At 60.1% G+C, this 21,425-nt stretch carries 18 protein-coding genes; 4 read left to right on the top strand and 14 right to left on the bottom strand.

All coding sequences use genetic code 11. The features are described 5' to 3' along the window. The first annotated feature begins 17 nt into the window (after nucleotides 1-17). Entirely contained in the window at nucleotides 18-1,331 is a 1,314-nt protein-coding gene (locus KJS47_RS16955; protein ID WP_213526241.1) for a uracil/xanthine transporter, read from the top strand. Next, nucleotides 1,331-3,040 (top strand): adenine deaminase, encoded by a 1,710-nt coding sequence (locus KJS47_RS16950; protein WP_213526351.1) that lies wholly within the window; start codon nucleotides 1,331-1,333, stop codon nucleotides 3,038-3,040. The genes KJS47_RS16955 and KJS47_RS16950 overlap by 1 nt, the downstream gene beginning before the upstream one ends. Nucleotides 3,041-3,160: 120 nt before the next feature. Here KJS47_RS16950 and dcuC read toward each other — a convergent pair whose 3' ends face one another. The 3 genes from dcuC to rbsK are packed head-to-tail and all read right to left on the bottom strand — an operon-like array spanning nucleotide 3,161 to nucleotide 6,470. After that, nucleotides 3,161-4,594, bottom strand: a complete 1,434-nt coding sequence (dcuC, locus tag KJS47_RS16945; RefSeq protein ID WP_213526240.1) for a C4-dicarboxylate transporter DcuC — start codon at nucleotides 4,592-4,594, stop codon at nucleotides 3,161-3,163. 30 nt (nucleotides 4,595-4,624) lie between these two features. Beyond that, nucleotides 4,625-5,545 carry a ribonucleoside hydrolase RihC gene (rihC, locus tag KJS47_RS16940; protein ID WP_213526239.1) on the bottom strand — a complete coding sequence of 307 codons (921 nt, stop codon included), beginning with the start codon at nucleotides 5,543-5,545 and terminating at the stop codon, nucleotides 4,625-4,627. 40 nt (nucleotides 5,546-5,585) lie between these two features. Beyond that, nucleotides 5,586-6,470 (bottom strand): ribokinase, encoded by an 885-nt coding sequence (rbsK, locus tag KJS47_RS16935; RefSeq protein WP_213526238.1) that lies wholly within the window; start codon nucleotides 6,468-6,470, stop codon nucleotides 5,586-5,588. A gap of 343 nt (nucleotides 6,471-6,813) precedes the next feature. On the opposite strand from rbsK, the gene KJS47_RS16930 reads away from it, so the two are divergent. Next, complete coding sequence (locus KJS47_RS16930) at nucleotides 6,814-8,817, top strand: methyl-accepting chemotaxis protein (protein WP_213526237.1); 2,004 nt, start codon at nucleotides 6,814-6,816, stop codon at nucleotides 8,815-8,817. Between the two features lie 98 nt (nucleotides 8,818-8,915). On the opposite strand, the gene KJS47_RS16925 is transcribed toward KJS47_RS16930, so the two are convergent. After that, on the bottom strand, nucleotides 8,916-10,604 hold the full coding sequence (locus KJS47_RS16925; RefSeq protein ID WP_213526236.1) for a glycoside hydrolase family 13 protein: 1,689 nt from the start codon (nucleotides 10,602-10,604) through the stop codon (nucleotides 8,916-8,918). Between the two features lie 47 nt (nucleotides 10,605-10,651). Continuing rightward, the gene (locus tag KJS47_RS16920; protein WP_213526235.1) at nucleotides 10,652-11,437 is read right to left on the bottom strand and encodes a glucose-1-dehydrogenase; all 786 of its coding nucleotides are present in this window, start codon (nucleotides 11,435-11,437) and stop codon (nucleotides 10,652-10,654) included. A 120-nt stretch (nucleotides 11,438-11,557) separates the two neighbouring features. Here KJS47_RS16920 and KJS47_RS16915 point away from each other — a divergent pair, with 120 nt between their 5' ends. Then, nucleotides 11,558-11,758: a hypothetical protein gene (locus KJS47_RS16915; RefSeq protein ID WP_213526234.1), complete on the top strand. Its 201-nt coding sequence runs from the start codon at nucleotides 11,558-11,560 to the stop codon at nucleotides 11,756-11,758. Between the two features lie 93 nt (nucleotides 11,759-11,851). On the opposite strand, the gene KJS47_RS16910 is transcribed toward KJS47_RS16915, so the two are convergent. From KJS47_RS16910 to KJS47_RS16870, 9 genes are all read right to left on the bottom strand, one after another. After that, nucleotides 11,852-13,471 carry an extracellular solute-binding protein gene (locus tag KJS47_RS16910; protein ID WP_213526233.1) on the bottom strand — a complete coding sequence of 540 codons (1,620 nt, stop codon included), beginning with the start codon at nucleotides 13,469-13,471 and terminating at the stop codon, nucleotides 11,852-11,854. A gap of 36 nt (nucleotides 13,472-13,507) precedes the next feature. Continuing rightward, nucleotides 13,508-14,401: a carbohydrate ABC transporter permease gene (locus KJS47_RS16905; RefSeq protein WP_374707040.1), complete on the bottom strand. Its 894-nt coding sequence runs from the start codon at nucleotides 14,399-14,401 to the stop codon at nucleotides 13,508-13,510. 37 nt (nucleotides 14,402-14,438) lie between these two features. Continuing rightward, entirely contained in the window at nucleotides 14,439-15,401 is a 963-nt protein-coding gene (locus KJS47_RS16900) for an ABC transporter permease (protein WP_213526232.1), read from the bottom strand. A gap of 255 nt (nucleotides 15,402-15,656) precedes the next feature. Beyond that, the gene (locus KJS47_RS16895; protein ID WP_213526231.1) at nucleotides 15,657-17,918 is read right to left on the bottom strand and encodes a helix-turn-helix domain-containing protein; all 2,262 of its coding nucleotides are present in this window, start codon (nucleotides 17,916-17,918) and stop codon (nucleotides 15,657-15,659) included. An 82-nt stretch (nucleotides 17,919-18,000) separates the two neighbouring features. Further along, a complete protein-coding gene (locus tag KJS47_RS16890) occupies nucleotides 18,001-19,407 on the bottom strand; it encodes a sulfatase family protein (protein ID WP_213526230.1) in 1,407 nt (468 codons plus the stop codon). Nucleotides 19,408-19,542: 135 nt separating this feature from the next. Beyond that, nucleotides 19,543-20,373, bottom strand: a complete 831-nt coding sequence (locus KJS47_RS16885) for a helix-turn-helix transcriptional regulator (protein WP_213526229.1) — start codon at nucleotides 20,371-20,373, stop codon at nucleotides 19,543-19,545. A gap of 271 nt (nucleotides 20,374-20,644) precedes the next feature. Beyond that, nucleotides 20,645-20,881 carry a hypothetical protein gene (locus KJS47_RS16880; RefSeq protein WP_374707039.1) on the bottom strand — a complete coding sequence of 79 codons (237 nt, stop codon included), beginning with the start codon at nucleotides 20,879-20,881 and terminating at the stop codon, nucleotides 20,645-20,647. A 29-nt stretch (nucleotides 20,882-20,910) separates the two neighbouring features. Further along, on the bottom strand, nucleotides 20,911-21,144 hold the full coding sequence (locus tag KJS47_RS16875) for a hypothetical protein (protein WP_213526228.1): 234 nt from the start codon (nucleotides 21,142-21,144) through the stop codon (nucleotides 20,911-20,913). Nucleotides 21,145-21,151: 7 nt separating this feature from the next. Beyond that, nucleotides 21,152-21,415, bottom strand: a complete 264-nt coding sequence (locus KJS47_RS16870; RefSeq protein ID WP_213526227.1) for a hypothetical protein — start codon at nucleotides 21,413-21,415, stop codon at nucleotides 21,152-21,154. Nucleotides 21,416-21,425: the final 10 nt, after the last annotated feature.

Genomic DNA, 21,425 nt, shown 5'->3' with positions numbered 1-21,425 from the left:
AAAAAGGAGGAGTACAGATGTCGAAATGGGTTTCCACAACTACCTGGTTAGCCGGCATCCAGTGGCTCTTCTTTCTCTTCGCCAACACAGTGGTCGTTCCGGTTTCCATGGGAACGGCCTTTCATTTGCCTCCGGAAGAGGTGGCGGCGGCTCTCCAGCGGTCGTTTGTCCTCGTAGGGGCGGCCTGCATGCTGCAGGCGGCCGCCGGTCACCGCTATGCGTTAATGGAAGGGCCGTCGGGGATCTGGTGGGGCGTTATCCTCAGCCTCTGTGCTTCGGCGCCGTCGATGGGCATCAGTCTGGCCGAGGTGGGAGGCGGGCTCGCCGCCGGGATTCTGCTGGCCGGCTTGACTACGATCATCCTGGGTGTCTGCGGGTTCGGAGGTCTGCTGAAGAGAGTATTCACGCCGGTGGTCATGAGCGTCTATTTGTTCCTCCTGTCGATTGAGCTTGTCCTGATTTTCTTTCAGGGGATGACTGGCCTGTCGACAGAAGGGCGTCTGGACTTGCCCGTCACTCTGCTGTCCCTGTTCATCGTCGGCTTGGTCATTTGTATCCAGGTAAGGGGGCGGGGAAGACTCAGCAATTTTTCCATCCTGATCGGAATGGTTGCCGGCTGGATGCTGTACCGCCTGTTCTTCCCGGCGGCTCCTCACGTGCAAAGCGCAAGAGCGCCTCTGCTGTCCTTGTTTCCTTGGGGCGCTCCTCATCTGGAATGGGGGATTCTTCTCACCGCTTTTCTCGCGGGCCTGCTCAATATGACCAATACGATTACCGCGCTGGGCTCGGCAGAGAAGCTGTATGGCACGGTGACGACGGACGGGCAGTACAGGCGGTCCTTCGTCTGGACTGGGCTCGCCGGCATCGTCTCGGGGCTTCTGGGCCTGGTTCCGTCCGGGCCCTATACCTCCTCCATCGGATTTTTGCAAAGCACGCGGATTCTGGAGAGATCCGCCCTGATCGCCGGCGGCGGCCTCTTCGTCCTCATGGGACTCGTGCCCGCGCTCGGGGCTTTTTTCTCCACGCTTCCGGTCAGCGTCGGCAATGCGGTGCTGTTCGTCGCTTACCTGCAGCTGTTCGGGACGGCGCTGCGCACGGTGCAGGGGGTCGGCTTCCACTCTAGAACGATCTACCGGGTGGCGGTTCCTCTGCTGACGGGCATCTGTATCCTGTTCCTGCCGCCCGAAGGAGTCGCTTCGCTGCCCGCCTTCATCCGCCCGCTCGCGGGCAACGGCTTATTGATGGGCATGCTGCTGGCCGTCATTGTTGAGCATGGCGTCAAGTGGTCCCGTTACGAGCAGCCGGACCTAACAACAGGAGGGAATCGATGATGAAAACGGATTTGGGTATCCGGAATGTGAACATATTCAACGCTTACATGAAGCAGTTTATCCCGGGCAACGCGGTCGTCGCGGACGGCCGCTTCTACTATATCGGGCAGAGGGACGTGGAAGAATTCGAGCCGCAGGAGGTCGTCGAGGGGAACGGACGCTATATGATCCCCGGACTGATCGACATTCACCTGCATATCGAGAGCACGATGGTGACGCCGGAGACGTTCTCGTACGGCCTGATCAAAAACGGAGTCACCACCGTGGTATCCGAGCCCCACGAGATGGCGAACGTATTCGGCCTCCGCGGCGTCCAGGAGATGATTCGGGCCAGCCGGGACTGTACGGCCGACATCTATTACGCCGTCCCGAGCTCCGTGCCGGCGAGCGGTCTGGAAACGGCGGGAGGGGAGATTGACATCCCCGAGATTGAGGCTCTGCTGCAGGAAGAAAAGGTAATTTGCCTGGGCGAGATTATGAACTACCTCGAGGTGATCCGGGAGCCGGATTCCAAGACGAACCGCATCCTGGCCTATATCCGCCAAGCCCGCCCCGACTTCGTGCTGGAAGGCCATTTTCCCCGGCTGCTCGATCTCGATCTGTGCAAATTCGTCTACGCGGGAGTCGACTCCGATCATACCCAGCAGACGGTGCAGGGGATGGAGGAGCGGATCCGGGCGGGCATGTTCGTCGAGCTTCAGGAGAAGTCCATGACGCCGGAGATTATGGAGTATGTCAGCCGGCGTGACGTAAGCGAGCATTATTGCCTGGTCACCGACGACGTGATGGCCGACTCGCTTGCGGCCAGAGGACATCTGAACCATCTCGTGAAGAAAGCGATGGACATGGGGCTGTCTCCGGAGAAGGCCATCTATGCCGCTTCGTTCACGCCGGCCCGCCGCATGGGGTTGCGGGATCGGGGAAGCATCGCCCCGGGGAAGACGGCTGACTTCCTGCTGGTCTCCGACCTGCGGCAGTTCCGGATCGACGAGGTGTATAAGCGCGGACGCAAGGTTTACGATCGCGGGTGTGAGGTCGCCCAAGCCGAGCAGCCGAGACGGTTTCCCGAGGAGTTCTACCGGAGCGTCAAGCTGGACCCTCTGGAGAACAGGGACTTTGCCGTCCGTGCGCCCATCGGGCAAGGGGAATGCGCCTGCCGCATTCTGACGGTGGCGGACGGGACCACCTTTACGAAGGAGGAACGGGGCACCCTCGAGGTGGAGCACGGCCTGCTGCAATGGGAAGAGAGCCCCTATGCGCTGCTCGCTACGTTCGAGCGGTACGGCAGGAACGGCGGCCGCGCCTACGGGCTGGTGGGAGGCGACACGATCAAGCGGGGGGCCATCGCCACGACCTATTCGCACGACAACCATAACCTGCTCGTCATCGGACACAACGCGGACGATATGAGGATGGCGGCAAACGAGGTTATCCGTCAGCAGGGCGGATACTGCGTCGTGGAGAACGGGAAGGTACTGGCGAATGTGAGCCTGCCCGTCGGCGGCATTCTCTCCGAGGAGCCGCTGGAGCGCCTGGCCGAGGACGTCCGCAAGCTGAGAGAGGCCATGCTCGCCCTCGGGTACCGGCACTACAACCCGATCATGTCGCTCAGCACCCATTCGCTGCCGGTCAGCCCAGCTCTGAAGCTGACCGACCGAGGCCTCATCGATGTCAACCGGGGCACCGTCGTTCCATTGTTCCTGGACTGACCCGGCCGTCTCTGACAGCTGCCGGCTTGCTCCAATCAAAAAAAGCACTGACCGGAGGGTCAGTGCTTTTTTGATCGGAAACGGAAGGGCCGAGACAAGCCGGACACCCGCCGCTCGTGCTTACAGGAACACGATCATCGAGAGGACGAACATGAAGAGCACGCCCGCGATCATAGGCACGGAGGTCCGCTTGATGAGAGCGATCGGATCGGCCTTGATCGTTCCGGCGACAATGAGCGTGACGGCCGCTACCGGCGATACGGCGCGGAAGAGGTTGCCCGAGAGGCCCAGCGGGACCGAGATCGCGATCGGGCTGATGCCCGCGGCGTCCGCCAGCGGCACGATGAGCGGCACCATGGCGAAGATGAGAGCGGTGCCGCTGCCGCTCAGGATGACGATGAGCGCGGTCAGGGCGACCAGGATCAGCGGGAGGAGGAAGTCCAGCCCGTTGCCCTGCACCTGCTGCATGGACGTCTGAAGCTGGTCTACCAAGCCGATTGACTTGAGTCCGGTGACGAAGACGGAGGCGGCGACCAGCAGCGCGACGATCGGAATGGCGCCGCCCATTCCTTTGAAGAAGGCTTCCGTGTTCTCGAGGACGCTCTTGTGGCCCTTGTGCCGGATCAATTCGCAGACAATGGCGAGAATCAGGGAGACGAGCGTCGCCACCTCCACGCTGATCTCGATCGTCCGCCCTGTCGCCAGCTGGACGGCGTAAGCGCCGAGGAGCAGGAGAATCGGGAAGACGGGGAGGATAGCATAGACGGTCTTGAACAGCGGGCCGCCCGCCACTTCCTTGAGGTCATGCGGCTCGTGCGTCTCCTCGGCTTGTCCGGCCTGTCCGTTCGCGACCGCCCTTCGGTCCATTCTCTTCTGCCACAAGTAGTGAACGATAGCGATCAGAAGCAGCGTCGGGATAGAGACGACCGCATGGTAGCGGAAGGCATAGTCGGTGACGGTCAGATTGGCGAACGAGGCATGCTTCGCCAGCTCCTGGGCGATCGCTACGTTGTCGCTGCCGAGCGGTGTCGGGACGATAGTAGCGGATGTCGCGATGACAGCGCCCGCCGTGAGCGCCGACATGCCCGCTTTGCGCAGGATCGGATACAGTGTCGCCAGCAGGATGATGGCCAGGTTCGAAGCGCTCGGAATGACGAGCGACAGGACGTTGCCGAGCAGGAAGACGAGAGGCACCAGAATATAGACCGATTTGATCTTAGAAATCGGTTTCGTCAGTGCGCTGACGGTCACCTCGTTGGCTCCGATGGAGGACATATAAGCTGTGTAGCCGCCAAGTATGAGGACGATGAAGCCCGCGGCTCCGAACGTCTGCTTGAACTGAAGCACGATGACCTGCAGCGGATCGAGCCAAGCGGAGCCCGTGGAGGCGAAGCCTTTGATATCGATCCCTTTGCCCATGGCCATGCTGATAAAGATCAGCACGATGCCCATGAAGAATAGGGTGATCTTGATGTCCATTTTTTTGATGAGCATATAAATGACGATGGAGACGGCAATGATAGCAGAAGCATACATGAGAATGGTAGCGTTCATAAGCTGTGTTCCTCCTGATTATGGATACGTCTAGTTGCACTTCCTCAAGCTGTCCAGGAACCACTGCTTGAATTGTTGCGGGTCGATATCCACACATACTTTGGCGTTGCTCGGCCGTCCCAGGTAGTTCTTCAGATCGACGACCGTGCATCCCGCCGTCAGCGTCCCGGCCACCTCCACATCCACGAAGGTCTCCACCGCCTCGAACATGCCGGGCTGCAGCAGATAGGCGATTGCACAGCTGTCGTACATCTTCAGTCCGGTCTTCAGGCCGCCGCCTCTATATTTTTGAAAGAGCTGATAGAGCATGCGGCCGGTCTCGTTCATGTCCTTCAGCCGCGCGCTGTCCTCCGGATACACGAGCGCCTTCCAGCCGACATCGAGCCCTACCATGACGAGCGGCACGCCGCTGTGGAAGACGATCTTGGCCGCTTCGGGATCGGCATATATGTTGAATTCGGCCATGACCCCCGCATTTCCCCGTGTGGTGGACCCGCCCATCAATACGATCTCGGCAATCTTGTCCTTCACCTCAGGATACAGCTTGACCAGGAGGGCAATGTTGGTCAGCGGACCGATCGGCACGAGCGTAACCGGCTCCTTGCTGTCCATAAGGACGCGGTACATCGCGTTGACGGCATTCTCGCTTAGGACGAGATCCTTGGTCGGCTCCTCGAATTCGTACCCGTCCATCCCGCTCGATCCGTGAATGTCGCTTGCGTCGATCGGTTCCTTGATGAGGGGGCGTGCCGCACCCATCGCCACCGGTACGTCCTTGCCAAAAAACTTCAGCAGCCGCAGGGCGTTCATGGTCACCTTGTCCAAGCTGACGTTGCCGGCGACGGTTGTGATCAGACGAACCTCCAGCTCGTCGCTGAAGAGGGCAATCGCCAAGGCGACAGCGTCATCGATGCCGGGGTCCGTGTCTATAATAATCGGTCTTTTCGTCATATTCGTTCCTCCTGATGTTCAATGTTAAGCATCCGGCCAATCAGGACCGGCTGCGTACAAACTCCTCTACCTCTTCCGCAGTAGGCATGCCGGTCTGGGCGCCAAGCTTGGTAGTGGCCAGTGCGGCTACCGCATTGGCGTAGCGGCATGCCTCGCTGACGTTCGCTCCCTTGCTCAAGGCAACGGCCAATCCGGCGTTAAAGGCGTCTCCCGCTCCGGTCGTGTCGACCACGTCAATCGGATAGGCGGGAAGGGTAAGCTCCTCGCCGCCTTCGAAGAAAGAGGCGCCCTGGCTGCCCTTGGTGACGATCAGCTTGCCATCCAGCTCCTGAGAGGTTCTCTCCTGTTTTAGCAGCAGCTGCTCATGTTCATTGGGGGTCAGGTAGTCGACCGCCCGCACCAGTTCCGTAGAAAGGGATCGGATGGGGGCCGGGTTCAGGATAACGGTCACTCCGTTCTCCTTGGCTATCTCTACCGCCTTCTGCACACCTTCCAGGGGGATCTCCAGCTGAAGGAGGAGAAGATCGCTGTCCGCGATGATCTCCCGCTTGGCTTCTACGAAGGCGGCCGTGACCTCATTATTGGCGGCGGGTACGACGATTATGCGGTTATCCCGCTCCGAGACGAGAATGGTTGCGGTCCCCGTACTACCTGTAACCGGTACCACACCATCCACATCGACACCTTCCTGCTGAAGGTGTTCGAGCAGATCGGCCCCGAACCGGTCGCTCCCTACGCAGCCCACCATGCGGACCTCGGCGCCCAGACGGGCGGCGGCAACCGCCTGGTTGGCTCCTTTGCCTCCCGGATTCATCTGAAACTGATCGCCGAGCAGGGTTTCCCCGACTTGCGGCACTTGCGAGGTAATCGTGACCAAATCCATGTTTATGCTTCCAACGACAGTTATTTTGGGTTTCTGCTCCATTCCCGTAGGCTCCTTATCTGGAATTTCTCTCTACGTCCAGCTGCTAGATCTTATGGCTCTGCTTCTCATCTATAGGAGGGATCTCGCCCGTGCGGCAGCTTCATGAATCTGGCGAAGCCCGTCGGGTCGGGTCCCGAAGGGGAAACCGCCATTGCGGCAACCTGCTCCTGTCAAAAAGATAGGTAACCGGTTACACATATAACTCTACTATCTCGCCGCGGGGAAGTCAACATCCTTCGCTATTGGCTGCCTGTTTTGTATAACAATCCCGTTCGGGCCCGCCGATATATTACCATTGGTGAACCGAGCCAACCCCACACGATAAGACAGAGGAGAAATGAACTTGCTGCCAACCAACTTGGGAACTAAGCTGAATTCGATGAAAGTGAAACAAACCGCCTTCTTCCTGATCGTGGCGATGATCCCGCTAGCGCTCGTGACGTATCTGCTGCTTGGGCAGTTCACGTCGGTCTTGAGCGAGCATACAGACAGGGAACGTGAGAAAGTAACCAACCTGGAGGCAAATTATATAGACGACTGGCTGCGGAATCAGCTTACCTCGGTTGAAGAGCTGATCCAGAAGCATCCCGAGTTTCGGACCGCCAAGACTGCAGACATTGTCCCTATCTTGACCGTACTGGAGCAAGGCAATCCTTATGTCGATGTGGTCTCCTACATAGACAAGAAAGGCCTGTTGACGAATACGCAGGGAAGCCAGCTGGACGGGGCAGGCTTCGCCAACATCCAGGCGGTAAAGGAACGCAAAACCGTGCAGTTCTCCGATATTACGCGGCATGCGGCGAACGACCGGAACACGGTCTTTGTGGACATTCCCATCCTGGATGAACAAAAAGAGTTCGCTGGAGGCATCCAGCTGGAGATCGATGCCGATAAGCTGGTGAGTCTCATTCGGGGAATTAAACTGGGCGAGACCGGCCATGGCTTCCTGCTGTCCAAGGACGGCATTTATTTGGCCCATCCCGACGACTCGAAGGTCGGCAAACGCTATGACGAGCATTCCGACCCCGAGACGATTGAAGCGTTCGAGAAGACGGTCTTTTCCTCGAACAGCGGCAGCGTGACGTACAATTACGAAGGCACGAGGAAGATAGCGTCCTTTCATACCATCGAGACGACCGGATGGAAGCTGCTTGTCGCGGCTCCTCAGGACGAGGTGAACCAGACGGTCGACAAATCGAGACATAATGCGCTGCTCCTTATCGGCGTTTCGCTGCTCGGCGTGGCAGCGCTGGCCGTCTATCTGTCGATGGTCACGGTTCGTCCCATTCTGGAGATCTCCCGCATCATGCAGGCGGTCGCTGGCGGAGATTTGACCAACCGCGTGCAGGAGAAAGGGAAGGACGAGATCGGGCAGCTGAAGCGGAATATTAACGAGATGCTGGATACGCTGTCTGGCATGGTCCGTACCATCTCCGAGACGACCGTCCAGGTGGCCGCCTCTTCCGAGCAGTTGACCGCGATCGCGCAGGATTCTGCGCAGACGTCCAAACGGAACGACCAGACGGTGCAGCAGGTGGTGAAGGGCGCGGACGTCCAAGTCGAGACGCTCGGACAGACCAGCATTGCAATGGAGGAGATGGCGGCAGGCGTGCAGAAGGTAGCCGGTTCGGCATCCGGGATCTCGGAGGCGGCCCAATCGACAGTTGAGCAGGTCGATCAGGGCAACCGGGAGGTCCGGGAGGCCGTCGAACAGATGAACCAAGCGGCGCAGTCGGTGAAGGCGACGTCCCATGCGATTGTGTCGCTCCAAGAGAAGTCCAACGAGATCCGGGATACGATCGGCTTGATCTTCGAGATCGCGAATCAAACCCAGCTGCTGGCGCTGAATGCTTCGATCGAGGCGGCACGGGCCGGGGAGCACGGCCGAGGCTTCGCGGTCGTAGCCGGTGAGGTGAAGAAGCTGGCCGGGCAGACCGGCAAGGCGACGGAAGAAATCGGAAGGGCGATCGGCGAGGTGCTGGAAGCGGTCGAGCGTGCTTCGAAGTCCATGGAGTCGGGCCTGCAGGAGGTTGCCTCCAGCGCTCGGCGGGTGGAGCAGACGGGAGGCACCTTCGACCGGATTACGGCGTCCATCCACGTGGTGAACGACCAGATCCAGGAGATCTCCGCCGCTTCGCAGGAGATGTCGGCTGGAGCCGAAGAGGTGTCCGCCTCGCTGCAGGAAGCGGTCGGGATCGTGAGGGGGTCGTCCACGGAGCTGAATGCCGTGTCCCGCTCCATTACGGACCAGCACCGCTCGATGGAAGAGATTACGGACGCTTCCGAATCGCTCAGCACCATGGCGTCCGAGCTTCAGGAGCTGGTAGGCCGATTCAAGGTCAACTAACGGAAAAAAGGTAAAAAAAGAGCCCGGGAGCGGATGCGAGCCGGCCGGGGGAGCTTGCACCCCCCGACCGGCACGCCCCTCTTCCCGGGCTTTTTTGGTCAGGAATGGATTCGGTAAAGTCTCGCTTCGTACGGCCGGAGAGGAAGCGTTTGCCCGTCCTCGTCCGACTCGCCCTTGTAGTTGGCCAGCATCAGTTCCTTGGTCTGCTCCTGCAGATCCTCAGGCCATGCAAAGCTGGCCTCGTGGCCGGAGAAGTTGAGCAGGACGAGCACCTTCTCCTCCCCCAGCGTCCGGGTGTACACATAGAGCTGCGGATCGAGCGGCAGCAGGAGCTTATAGTCCCCGTAAACTAGCACTTTGTTCTCATTCCGCAGCCGGATCAGGGCGCGGTAGTAGTGCAGGATGGAATTCGGGTCCTGCAAAGCCTGGGTCACGTTGATATCCTCGTGGTTGGGGTGCAGCTTGATCCAAGGGACTCCGGTCGTGAACCCGGCGCTGGCAGACGCGTCCCACTGCATCGGGGTGCGGGCGTTGTCCCGGCTCTTGCGCCAAACAGCCTCCAGAATCTGCTGCTCGGACATGCCTTGAAGCTTGGCCTGCTCGTAATAGTTGAGCGTCTCGATGTCCCGGTAATCGTGGATCGAGGGGAAACGGGCGTTGGTCATGCCGATTTCCTCGCCCTGATAGAGATAGGGGGTTCCCTCGAGCGTGAACAGGAGGGTGGCGAGCAGCTTGGCCGATTCAACGCGATAGACCGTGTCGTTGCCGAACCGGGAGACGGGACGCGGCTGATCGTGGTTTCCGAGATAGTTGGCGTTCCAGCCGCGCCCGTGCAGCGTCGTTTGCCAGCGGCTCAACACCTTCTTGAGCTCCATCACGGTCCACGCCCGGGGCTCCCACTTGCCCGTGCCGGGGCGCGCGGCATCCAGATACATGTGCTCGAACTGGAAAACCATGTTGAGTTCGTGCCGCTCGTCCCCGACGTATTCGAGTGCCTGCTCGGGGCCGAGGCCGGACGTCTCGCCTACGGTCATGATGTCGTATTCTATCAGCACCTCCTCGTTCAGCTTCTTCAGCATGTCGTGAACCTTCTCAAGGTTGGAGAAGAGCTGATAGGCCTGCACGACGGGCAGATGCTCGGGATTGTCCGCGTTCGGCAGCCCGGCCGCCTTGACGATATGGGCGATAGCGTCGAACCGGAAGCCGTCCACGCCCTTGGCGAGCCACCAGCGGATCATCCGGTAGAGCTCGTTTACCATCTCGGCGTTGTTCCAGTTCAGATCGGGCTGGTGGACCGAGTACAGATGCATATAATATTCGTCCGTCTGCTTGTCTAGCTCCCAGACGGAGCCGCTGAAATAGGACTCCCAATTGTTCGGGAACAGGCCGTTCTGACCCGGCCGCCAGTAGTAATAGTCCCGCTTGGGGTTGTCCTTGGAGCTGCGGGATTCCTTGAACCACGGATGCTGGTCCGACGTATGGTTCAGCACGAGATCCATCATGATTTTGAGACCCCGCTTGTGCGCTTCCTCGACCAGCTCGTCAAAATCGGCCATCGTGCCGAATGCGGGATTGATCGCATAGTAATCGCTGATGTCATAGCCGTTATCAGCTTCCGGCGACTCATAGATGGGGCAGAGCCAGAGGACGTCCACGCCGAGCTCCTTCAAATAATCGAGCCGGGACAGGATGCCCCGCAGGTCGCCCTTGCCGTCCCCGTTCGAGTCCTGAAAGCTGGCCGGATAGATCTCGTAGACGACCGCTTCCTTCCACCACTTTTCGTTCACTGCCAAGCCTCCTTTATTCGTTGGTTCTGCCGGTCCGCGCACTTCCGTCAACCCTTGCCGCCCTGGAACGAAGGGTATTGGGTCATGCCGCCATCGGCAAACAGCGTGATACCGGTCACGTAGCTGGATTCGGACGAGGCGAGCCAGGCGGCCGCCGCCGCGATCTCCTCCGGCTGGCCGATGTAGCCGAGCGGGACCATCGCCTCCACGGCGGCACGCGCCTCGGGATCGGCGAACTTCGCGCCGTTGATCGGCGTCTCGATAGCACCGGGCGCGATATTGTTCACCCGGATCCCTTTGGGGGCGAATTCGAGCGCTAGCGTCTCAGTCATCAGCTTGATGCCGCCCTTGCTGGTCGCATAATGGAGAAAATGCGGCCACGGGATCTTCTCGTGGACACTGGATATGTTGATAACCCGGCCCTTGACCCCGCGCTCCAGCATGGAGCGGATCGCCTCCCGGCATCCGAGGAACGCCCCGTTCAAATTCACATCCAGCACCCGCTTCCAATTGTCCAGCGTCAGCTCCTCGGAGGGCACTTCGTTCTCGATGCCGGCATTGTTGATCATCACGTCGAGAGAGCCGAACCGATCCTCCGCGGTCCGGATCAGCTGCTTGACATCCGCTTCGTTCGTTACGTCGCCCTTGACGGCGACGGCCCGGCCGCCGGCCGCCTCAATCTCCCGGATCATCGGCTCCACATTCTGCTCGCCGCCTAGATAGTTAATGACCACATTCGCCTGCTCCCGGCCGAACCGGAGCGCCATCGCCCGGCCGATGCCGGTAGCCGCACCCGTGATGATGACCGTTGCGCCCTGCAAATCGTTGTACATCCTGATCCCTCCGATTCCTAATGAGTTGGAAACAATGATAAGACTAGTATGGCCGCCTGCAGGACAGCCGATAAAAAACTGGAAACTCTTTCTTAACCGTCTTTGCGGGAAGGGAACCGAATGTACGCAGGGTGGAGCATGTGGATAGGCAAGCTGCGACCGGCGGGGAGGGAGAACGAAGTCCGGCTATTCGGCCGGCGAGCCAGAGAATATGCCTTCGGCGCGGGTCAATCCGGTCGACCACGGCAAGGAAACGAATTCGCTCGTCCCCCTCTGGACGAGAACTACGTGCCGATCGTCCGTGCCGTGCCGATCCGCTGACGCACGAAAGCCCGCCGCCCTCTAAGGGGCGGCGGGCTTCCTCTGTTGTGCGGTCCTTCCCACTCAGCGGCAGGCAGCGTCTTCTGCTCCACCTTACTTGATCGACTGGAATCGGTCGTAGGTCCGCTGGTAAATCTGGATGAACTCGTCGAGACCGCTCTTCTTGAGCTGCGCGAGGTAGCCATCCCATTCGGCGTCGATGTTGCCGTCGATGACCCACTGGGACTGCTTCTTCTTCACGTAGCCGGTAATGTCGGTATCGAGGACGCTCAGACGGTCGGAGTCCTCCACGGTGAAGAACATGCCGGCCGGGAGCGTATGCTTCTTCATGAACGGCTGGTAGATCTGCAAGTAGGAGAGCCGGGTCTTGATCTTGTCGGAGAGTTCAATTTTCTTATACGTGTCTTCAAGAATTGCACCGGTACCGCCGAAGCAGGGGGCTTCCGTGCAGCGGAAGTCGTCATAGCTCATGCCGGCCGGCGTCGGCAGGTATTCGTACTTGTCGCCGTTTGTTTCCTTGAAGTTGACCCCAACCGGGCCGAACTGCCACTCGACGGAATGGCGCTCGTCGAACACGGTGTCGATCCAGCGCATCGTCTCCGGCACGTGCTTGTTGCTCGACGTGATGGCGAAGCCCATCTTGGAGACGGCGAGAATCTCGTACATGTTCACGAGCTGGTGGCCCTGCGGCCCTTTGAGCGGCGCAATCGGGACATAGCTCTTGGCGTTCTCCGGGCCGACGACGTTCTCGGCGTTGTAGCCGGTGAACGCGCCGAACACCGGGCCGTCCTTGCCGCGCCCTTTGGAGAAGTAGACGTTGCGGTCCTGGGTGAACGCTTCGGGATCGATCAGGCCCTGCTTGTAGAGTGAATGGAAGTAAGCGGTCGCCTCCTTGAACTCCGGGCGGGTGGCGATATAGGAAACCTTGCCGTCCTTCTGCATGATGTGCGAGGCGTTGTCGGGCAGGCCGAACGCGCCGTACAGCCCGAAGATGCCGTTCAGCTGGTTGCCGTTCACGAAGCTGAACGGAATCTCGTCCTTTTTCCCGTTGCCGTTCAAATCTTTGTCCTTGAATGCCTTGAGCACCTGCTCAAATTCGGCGGTGGTCGTCGGCACGGAGAGGCCGAGCTTATCCAGCCACTGCTTGTTGACGAACAGTACCTCGCCGAGCTCGTTGGCGCCTTCCGTAATGACGGTCGGAATCGAGTAGATATGGCCGTCCGGCGCGGTGATGACTTTTTTTACGTCCGGCTGCTTCTCGAGCATTTTCTTGATGTTGGGGGCATACTGGTCGATCAGCTTCTCGAGCGGAATGAGCATCCCCTGGGTGCCGTATTTGAGAATATCCGAATCGGTCAGGCTGCCGCTTCCGAAGAAGGCGTCGGGCAGGTCACCGCTTGCGAACATCAGGTTCTTCTTTTCCTGATAGCCCTGGTCGGACGCGTCCCAGTTGATATGGATGTTGGTGAGCTGCTCCATATCCTGCACGACCTTTAGCTGGTCCGTGCTCTTCTTCTGCTGCGGCGTCTTGGCGGTGACGAGTTTCAGGTTCAGCTTGGTTTTGACGATCGGGTAGCCGGTTCCGATCGCCTCGCTTTCCGCTTGGGCGGTGGACTTGCCTCCGTTCTCCGGCTCCTTGGAGCAGCCGGCGAGGACCGCCCCCGAAGCGAGAGACAGGAGCAGGACGGGCGGGAGGAGCTTCTTCATGCGCATTTGCATTCCCCTTTCTGGATATGGAAGAAGAGTGGATTATCCCTTTAACGAGCCGATCATGATGCCCTTCACAAAATACCGCTGCAGGAACGGATACAGCACGAGGACGGGAAGGCTTGATACGATGATGACGCCGTACTTCATGATGTCGACTATCCGCAGCATGCCGCCGTCATCCCCGGCACCCGCGACCACGGAGTCGGCCGGAGCCTCGTTGACGATCAGGATCTCCCGGAGGACGAGCTGCAGCGGATACAGCGTCTCGTCCCGCAGATAGATCAGCCCTGGGAAGTAGGCGTTCCAGTGGGCGACGGCATTGAACAGCACCATGACCGCCACGATCGGCAGCGACAAGGGAAGGACGATCTTCAGGAAGAAGCGGGTGATGGAGCAGCCGTCCATCTCGGCCGCTTCCTGCAGCTCCTTCGGAATGGTCGTCTGGAAGAACGTGCGGGCGATAATGATGTTGTAGGCCGTCACCGCTCCCGGCACGATCTGCGACCAGATCGTGTTCGTCATGCCCAGGTTCTTGATGAGCAGGTAGGTGGGAATGAGGCCGCCGCCGAAGAACATGGTGAAGACGATCAGGAACATGAAGAACTGGCGGCCCACCAGATCGGAGCGGGAGAGGGCGTAGGCTCCCGTCAGCGTCAGGACGACGTTCAGGGCGGTGCCGACCGAGGTATAGAGCAGTGTGTTCTTGTAGCCGGTCCAGATCTTATCCTCCAGGAAGATCCGGTGGTACCCCTCGAAGGTGATGCCCTTGGGCAGCAGCCAGACGCCTCCGGTGTTCACGCTGTCCGGATCGCTGATAGACGAGATGACGACGACGTAGAGCGGATACAGCACCGCCAGCATGAGGAGAGTCATGAACGTATAGTTGGCCAGATCGAACAGGCGGTCGAATCGGCTTTTTTGGGAGACACGCAAGGCGGGTTCCTCCTTTCGGGTGCGGGATGGGCGGCGCTTACCACAGGCTGTTCTGCTTCAGCCGCTTGGCAATCGTATTGACGGTGATCAGCAGGATGAAATTGACACCTGCGTTGAACAGGCCGACGGCGGCGCTGTAGCTGTACTGGGCGCTCAAGAGGCCCGACTTGTACACGTAGGTCTGGATCACCTCGGAGGCATCCATGTTGAGCGCGTTCTGCATCAGGTAGACCTTCTCGAAGCCGACGGTCATGAAGCTGCCGACGTTCAGGATAAGCAGGATGGTGACGGTCGGCAGAATCGAAGGCAGGTCGATATGCCAGATGCGCTGGTACTTGTTGGCGCCGTCCATGATGGCAGCTTCGTGCAGATCCGGACTGACGCTTGTAAGCGCTGCCAAATAAATAATCATCGACCAGCCAGCATTTTGCCACAGCCCCGAGAAGACGAAGATCGTCTTGAACCATTCGGGCCGGGCCATGAAGTAGACCGGATCGCCTCCAAAAACCTTGATCACCTCGTTCACGAGTCCGCTTCGCGGGGAGAGGAAGGCGATCAGCATGCCGACGATGACGACGGCGGAAATGAAGTGCGGTGCGTAGGTGACGGTCTGGACCCACTTTTTGAAGCGCATGTGCTGGATCTGGTTGAGCAGGAGTGCCAGGACGATCGGAACGGGGAACGACACCGCCAGCTCGTACAGGTTGAGCAGGATCGTGTTCTTCAGCACAATGGTGAACTGCGGCGAGTTAAAGAACCGTTCAAAATGGGTGAAGCCCGCCCACGGGCTGTCCCAGATGCCCTTGATGGCGATGAAGTTTTTGAAGGCGATCTGGAGTCCATACATCGGACCGTAATGAAAGATAAGGAAGTAGATCAACGTTGGCAGCAGGAACAAATACAATTCGTACGTTCTGCCGATCCGCTTCCAGACGGAGGAACGGGACCGGGCTCGGGTGACGGGCAGCGCCCGCACGGTATTCGGTTGCGCTTGCTTCAAAGACAACCCCCCCTCTGATTGTGTCGGTTCAAGCAACTCCAGAATAGCCGCCGGGCCGGGCGGGCGTAAATATGCGAATCGGTCAGCCGATCGGCGAATCGTCCGGAGGCCGTGAGCCCTTGTGCCGCCTGACTTGGCTGGCTGTGCAAGGGCTCCATCCGAGCCGGAGGAAAGGACCGATGGGCGTCCAGCTGGCCTGCCCGGCCAGCGGTTCGGAAGCGTGCCGCCTCGTCAGTATCATTCGGCGGCGGGCCCTCACAAAGGTTCGGCGGAAGTCTCCCGGGCTGCCTGCAGCCGGCGGAATTCGCCGGGCGTCATCTGCAGCCGCTGTTTGAATTTGCGGATGAAGCTGGACACGTCGTAATAGCCGATCCGCTGCACGACCTCTTTGAGCTGCAGGTCGCTCTCCGCGAGCAGCTCCTTGGCCCGCTCCAGCCGATAGTGATCCATGTAGTCCATGACCGTCTGGCCGGTCTGCTTCTTGAACGAGGCGATCAGGTGCGAGCGGGAGACGGCGAAGTGCTCGGCCATCCGCTGCACGGAGAAGCCGTGGTCCTGGTAGCAGCTCTGGATATAGGCGATCCAGGCGTCCGCTTCGCCGCGCTCCCGCCCCTGTCCGGCTTCCGCGGACTCCTTGATCAGGAGGCAGATGCGGCGGACGAGCGAGACGAGGTCATGCATCGTGTCAAACTTGGCGAGGGCGAAGACGTCGGGATACGACAAGCCGCCCGCGGGCAGCGGCCGCAGCCGGTCGTGTGTCTTGAGCAGGCAGCCGAGGATGTCGTAGCAGATGCAGCGGGCGATGTGCAGCGGCAGCGGCCGCTCCTGCAGCTGGCTCTGCAGCTGCTCCAGGACGCTCTCGACCTTCACTAGATCTCCGCGCTGCATCTGCAGCACGAGCAGCTCCAGCTCTTCCTTCGGATACCAGGAGGCCGAGGAATGCTCCGCCTGAATGTCCCCGTAGGATATGAGCGAGTTGTTGCCGCGGATGAGCTTGTAATCGAGGGCGGTGGCCGCCTCGATATAGGATTTGCCGACCTGGCCGATGTCGCCGCACAGGTCGCCGACGCCTAGCGTCACCTTCATGCCCAGACCGTCCGCCAGCTCCCGGTGCAGCTGCTGGAGGAGCCGGTCCCGGATCGGCAGCTCCTCGGGGGAGACCGCGCACAGGAAGGTCAGTTTGCCGGCGTCCGTCGTGTCTACCCGGTAGCTCTCCAGATAGTGCCGGAATCGGCTCTCGATCCTGCACCGTTCGGGGTCGGCCTCGTCCGGGGAGCCGGATTCGGACCCGCAGTCGACGATCGCGACGAAGAACAGCGGCTTTGTAAAGACGAGGCCGACCTCGGCGCCCTCCGCGAGGAAGCGCTCGCGGTCGGAGACCCGGCCGCGCAGCAGGTTGAGCAGCAGATGCTGGCGTGCCGCCTCCCTGCTGCTGTCGAGCTTGGACCGGAGCAGCCGGTGGTCCTCGGCCAGCCGGCTGATTCTGCCGCTTGCCTCGTGCAGATTGCGTACCGCATCGCCCCAGTGCCTGCCGATGTAGGCGAGAAGCTGATCGACCGGCCGGTAATTCAGGCGCATCAGGATGTAGATGAAAACGCTGCCAATCGCCAGGACGACAAGCACGGAGAGGAAGAATTGAGTCCTCACCTGATTCACTTTGGCCATAAAATCGGCCTCCGGCAGAAGCGTCACATACGTCCAGCCGCTCGCTCCCGGGCTTAGCGCCGAGACGACGTACGACCGGTCCTGAAACGAGGCGACCGTTGTCCCGCTGCGGGCTGCCTGGATCGTTTCCCGGAACGCGGGAGTTTCCAGGTAGGGCTCATGGTGCAGCGCCGCGACGATCCGGCCGTCCGGGCCGACGATCACGGAGTTGCCGTTGCGTTCCTCCAGCGCACCCTCCAGCAGCTTCCGGACCGACTCCTCCTCCACGAAGAAGAGCACCGCGCCGTACGGATTCGGGCTGTTGTAGGGAACCGGCACGAGGTAGGTCAGAGCACGTTCCGAGCTGATTTCCTTGGAGACGAGAGGCTCCGCGGGACGCAGCTGCGGCTTGGTCAGGCTGCGAAGGTCGCGCAGGAATTTCTCGGCGGGCCAGTCGCGGAACCGGTAGATGTCGCTTGCGAACAGCGAGACGGGATATGTCGTATGAGAGGCGTACATGTAGTCGCTGTCCTTGAGATACAGGACAAGCTGGCGGGTGAACGGATTGGCGGCCGTGTAGCGGAGCGTCTGCATCGCGTCGATGGCATAGGACATCGACCGGTTCAGCTTCTCCGGCGTGAGCTCGGGCTTGGACGAGATGTCGATAGCGATCTTGTTCATTTCGTCAATCTGGGCGGCAAAAGCGGTCCTCGCCTGCTCCAGCACGTGGCGGTGCCCGAGCGCGATCTCCTCCTGGAGAATCCCGACGAAGCGCTGGTAGATAAGCAGGCCGATGAGCAGAATCGGAATCAGCAGGAGAATGACGTAGGAGAGCAGATAGTGATAGAACAGCGGCAGTCTAGTTCTTCTCATACGAACCGATCTCCTTTCGAATCAAGTCGGCGGAAAAACGATAACCCGCGAGGAGCGCGGGTTATCGGTCGTCTGGCTATCATCAGGCTTGAACGAGGGCTTCCTTGGACGGCGGGGCGTATTCCTTGGCATGGAAGGGGCCGCCCTCCTTCATGACGGTCCAAAGAGGATCCGTATCCCAGCGCATCGAGGCCATCATGCCGTCGTGCCAGTCCTGGTAGTAATAGACCGCCTCCCGGCAGACATCCGGCCGATCGTCCGCGAGGTTGACCTGTTCGTACGGGTCCTGTTTCAGATCGAAGAGCATCTCCCGCGGGAATCCGTGGTGCCCGTCGTGATAAGTACGGATATAGAGCCAGTCGCCGAACCGGACGCTGCGCTGGCAGACGTGGGCACACTGCGAGAGGACGAGGTAGGGCCGGCCCTGCTCCTCTCTGCCGTCGAGCGCTGCGGCATAGCTGCTCCCGTCCCAGCTGGCCGGAGCGGTCCCGCCGAGCAGCTCGGCGAGCGTGGGGGCGAGATCGAGCTGGTAGTGCAGCCCGTCATCCACGGCGCCGCGCCGCTTGCCCGGCCACCGGATGATCATCGGGATATGGCAGGTGGCCTGGTCGGCCGTCCCGTGCTCGGAGTAAATCCCCAGTTCGCCCATGCTTTCGCCGTGGTCGCTGCTGATGAGGATGACAGTGTCGTCCAGGACGCCCTGCGCCTCGAGGCTCTGCAGCAGCTGCCCGATATGCCCGTCGACGTAGCGGATGGCGGCGTCGTAATTGTCCAGAATGACGCGCAGGTCATCTTGCTTTTGGATCGGCTTGCCGTGCCGGGGATACCGGGAATAGTGCGTCCGGGCGAGGCTGTTCATGTCGCGCAGGCTATGCTGGCCGTCCTTGCGCATATGCTCCTCGAAGACGTCCTCCGACAGCCAGTCCGGCAGCGGTTCGTCCGCGAACGGCTGGCCATGCTCGGCGGGCACCCGGTATGGCGTATGCGGGTCCCAATAATTGACGTGCAAATACCAGTTCTCTCCCGCCGCATTCGCTTCGATCCACTTGAGCACGGAGGGGGTCACTTCCTCGGCGCTCTCGCCGCCCCGTCTGCCGACGTTATGCACCTCGTTGAAGCCGGCATAGAACGTCCAGGCGGAATGCCGTTCCGCGAACGTGCTGATCAGCGCCGTATGCAGACCCTGCTTGCGGAGGAACGCCGGCAGGCTCTCATGTCCCAGTCGGTCGCTGAACGAGCGGTCCGGCCCCTCGTGCCGGTAATCCCCGGCGGTGCCGCCGTGGCCGATCAGCCCGGTATGAATGCCGAAGCGTCCCGACAAGAGGGCAGTTCGGGAGGGGGCGCAGGGGGCATCGGACGTATAGTAGTTTTGGAACCTGACTCCTTCGGCCGCGATGCGGTCGATATTCGGGGAGGTGTTGCGGTGGTAGCCGTAGCAGCCCAGATGATCGGGGCGCAGCGAATCAATGTCCAGATACAGAATTCTCAAGCGGCTTCATCCCTTTCCGGCGTGTTCTAATTTCCTGCTGGATGTTCCCTGTTCTTACTGTAAAATTGGAACCGCTTTCGCTCAATGTACTCCCGCAACTCTTGGTTGTAGAATTGTAACTTTTTGTGCGGCGCCTCAGGAGAATGTCCTCTTGCTGGCCGCCAGCTTCCTGCGGAACAGGCCGGGCGTCATCTTGTAGTCGCGCTGGAACATCCGGTTGAAGTAGGAAGCATCGTAGAAGCCGCATTCCGAGGCGATTCTCTCAATCGTGTAATCAGGGTTGTCCAACAGCTGAAGGGCGCGCTTCATTCGCAGCTTGTGGACCATCGTCATCGGCGGAATGCCGTAAACCTTATGGAACAGCCGGCTGAAATAGACCGGGTTGAGGTGCGCAAGCCGGGCCAGCTCCTCGCGGGTGATCCGCTGCCGCAGATTCGCTTCGATATACGGGATGACCGGGGCGAGGCGGTCGGGAGAGGCCGGCTCTTCGTCCATTCTCTTCTGCTGCCCGATCCGGGCGCTCTCGAGAATCTCGTTCAGCAGCTGGAAGGTGAGCATCGTCGACTGCATGTCCCGCAGGCCGTCCTCCGGCCGGTTCCAAACCGACTTGAGCAGGAGGAAGGTTTGCTCGTACTGCAGCGGATTCAGCAGCGTGACGACGCGCGGCAAGGGATACAGCTGGAAGAAGTCGACCTGGTCCATTACGCTGAGCGTCAGGTTCACGTACATATGGGTGCCGGGCTTGTCGGAGTAGACCGAGAAGGGGATATGCGGCCGATGGACCATGACGTCGCCGGTCCGGGCGGCGTCGCTCTTGCCGTCGGCTATCGTCCGCAGCGAGCCCTCCGCGATGAAGGAGAAGGACACAAAGGGCTGGGCCTCTTGGTAGAGGCGATGGGTGGAATAGCCGAAGTCGTTGACCTGGTAGAGGGAGAACCGGATGTGCTCGTGGATGCTGACCGCCATGGAGGACCGCTCCTTTGCTCATAGATTACTCCCATCATAGTGGATGGAGCGGGGCGGGAGGAAGGACTCGGCGCTCAAAAAGAGGACGATTGGCGCAGCATTGGGGCTCCGCACAGGGATGGGCATAGGAAGGATAAGACGTGGATTCCGGACACACAAAAAGAGCCCGCATGCGCGGCACCGCGCGTACACGGGACGAATAGACGAATAGACGAAAAGACGGAGGACCCGGCGCTTGCCGGACCCGAAAAAGGAGGCCTCCTCGAACGGGCTATATGGCACTCGTCTTGTTGGATGCGGAATCGATCACATCGGGATCGGTGACGTTCGAGATCGGCAGGCTGGTGGGCGACAGATCGCCGTTCAGCTCGCCGAATGCCTGGTTACGCTTGTAAGACACGAACTGGTCGATGTATTGCAGCGAGCCTGCATTCACTACGGAAGAATTGTCTACCGTATTGACCTTGAAGCCGAGAAGATTGATCTGCATGGGGGTGAAGAAAATCATCGGTTCGCCTCCTCGTCGCTCTTCTTGCGTTACAGGATGCTGATCTTCCGGGAGGGGCTGTCGATCCAGTCGGCGTCGGCTACCCAGGAGACCGGCAGCACCATCGGGGAGTCGTCCCCATTCTGTTCGCCGATGCCTTGGTTCCGCTTGTAGGAGACGAAGAGATCGATGTGCTGGCTCGGACCGACGGTCATCGAAGCGGCATTGTCGAGCGAATTGACCTTGAAGCCCAGCAGGTTCACTTCCACGGGCGCGAACAGCATGGATTCCTCACTCCTTGGTTAGCGGTATGGGCAGAGGCCCCGATTCAAACAGGGAGGGGGCGTCGATCTGATCCCGGTCGTCCACGAAGCTCCTCGTGCCGACGAAATTACTGCAGTCCCCCATGTTCTGGCCGAGCCCCATCGTTTTCTTGTCGGAGTTGTGCCAATCCGCCAGCACGTTCTGGCCGACGTTGATCGCCGAGGCGTTCTCGAACGAATTTACTTTGATGATATTGATGTTGATGACAATCTGAGGCGCTGGAAATGCCATGGCCGACCCT

Origin of the sequence: Paenibacillus sp. J31TS4, assembly GCF_018403265.1 — a bacterium.
Classification (GTDB): domain Bacteria; phylum Bacillota; class Bacilli; order Paenibacillales; family NBRC-103111; genus J31TS4.
The sequence above is the reverse complement of the archived record's forward strand: the minus strand, read 5'-3'. Positions and strand labels throughout refer to the sequence as shown.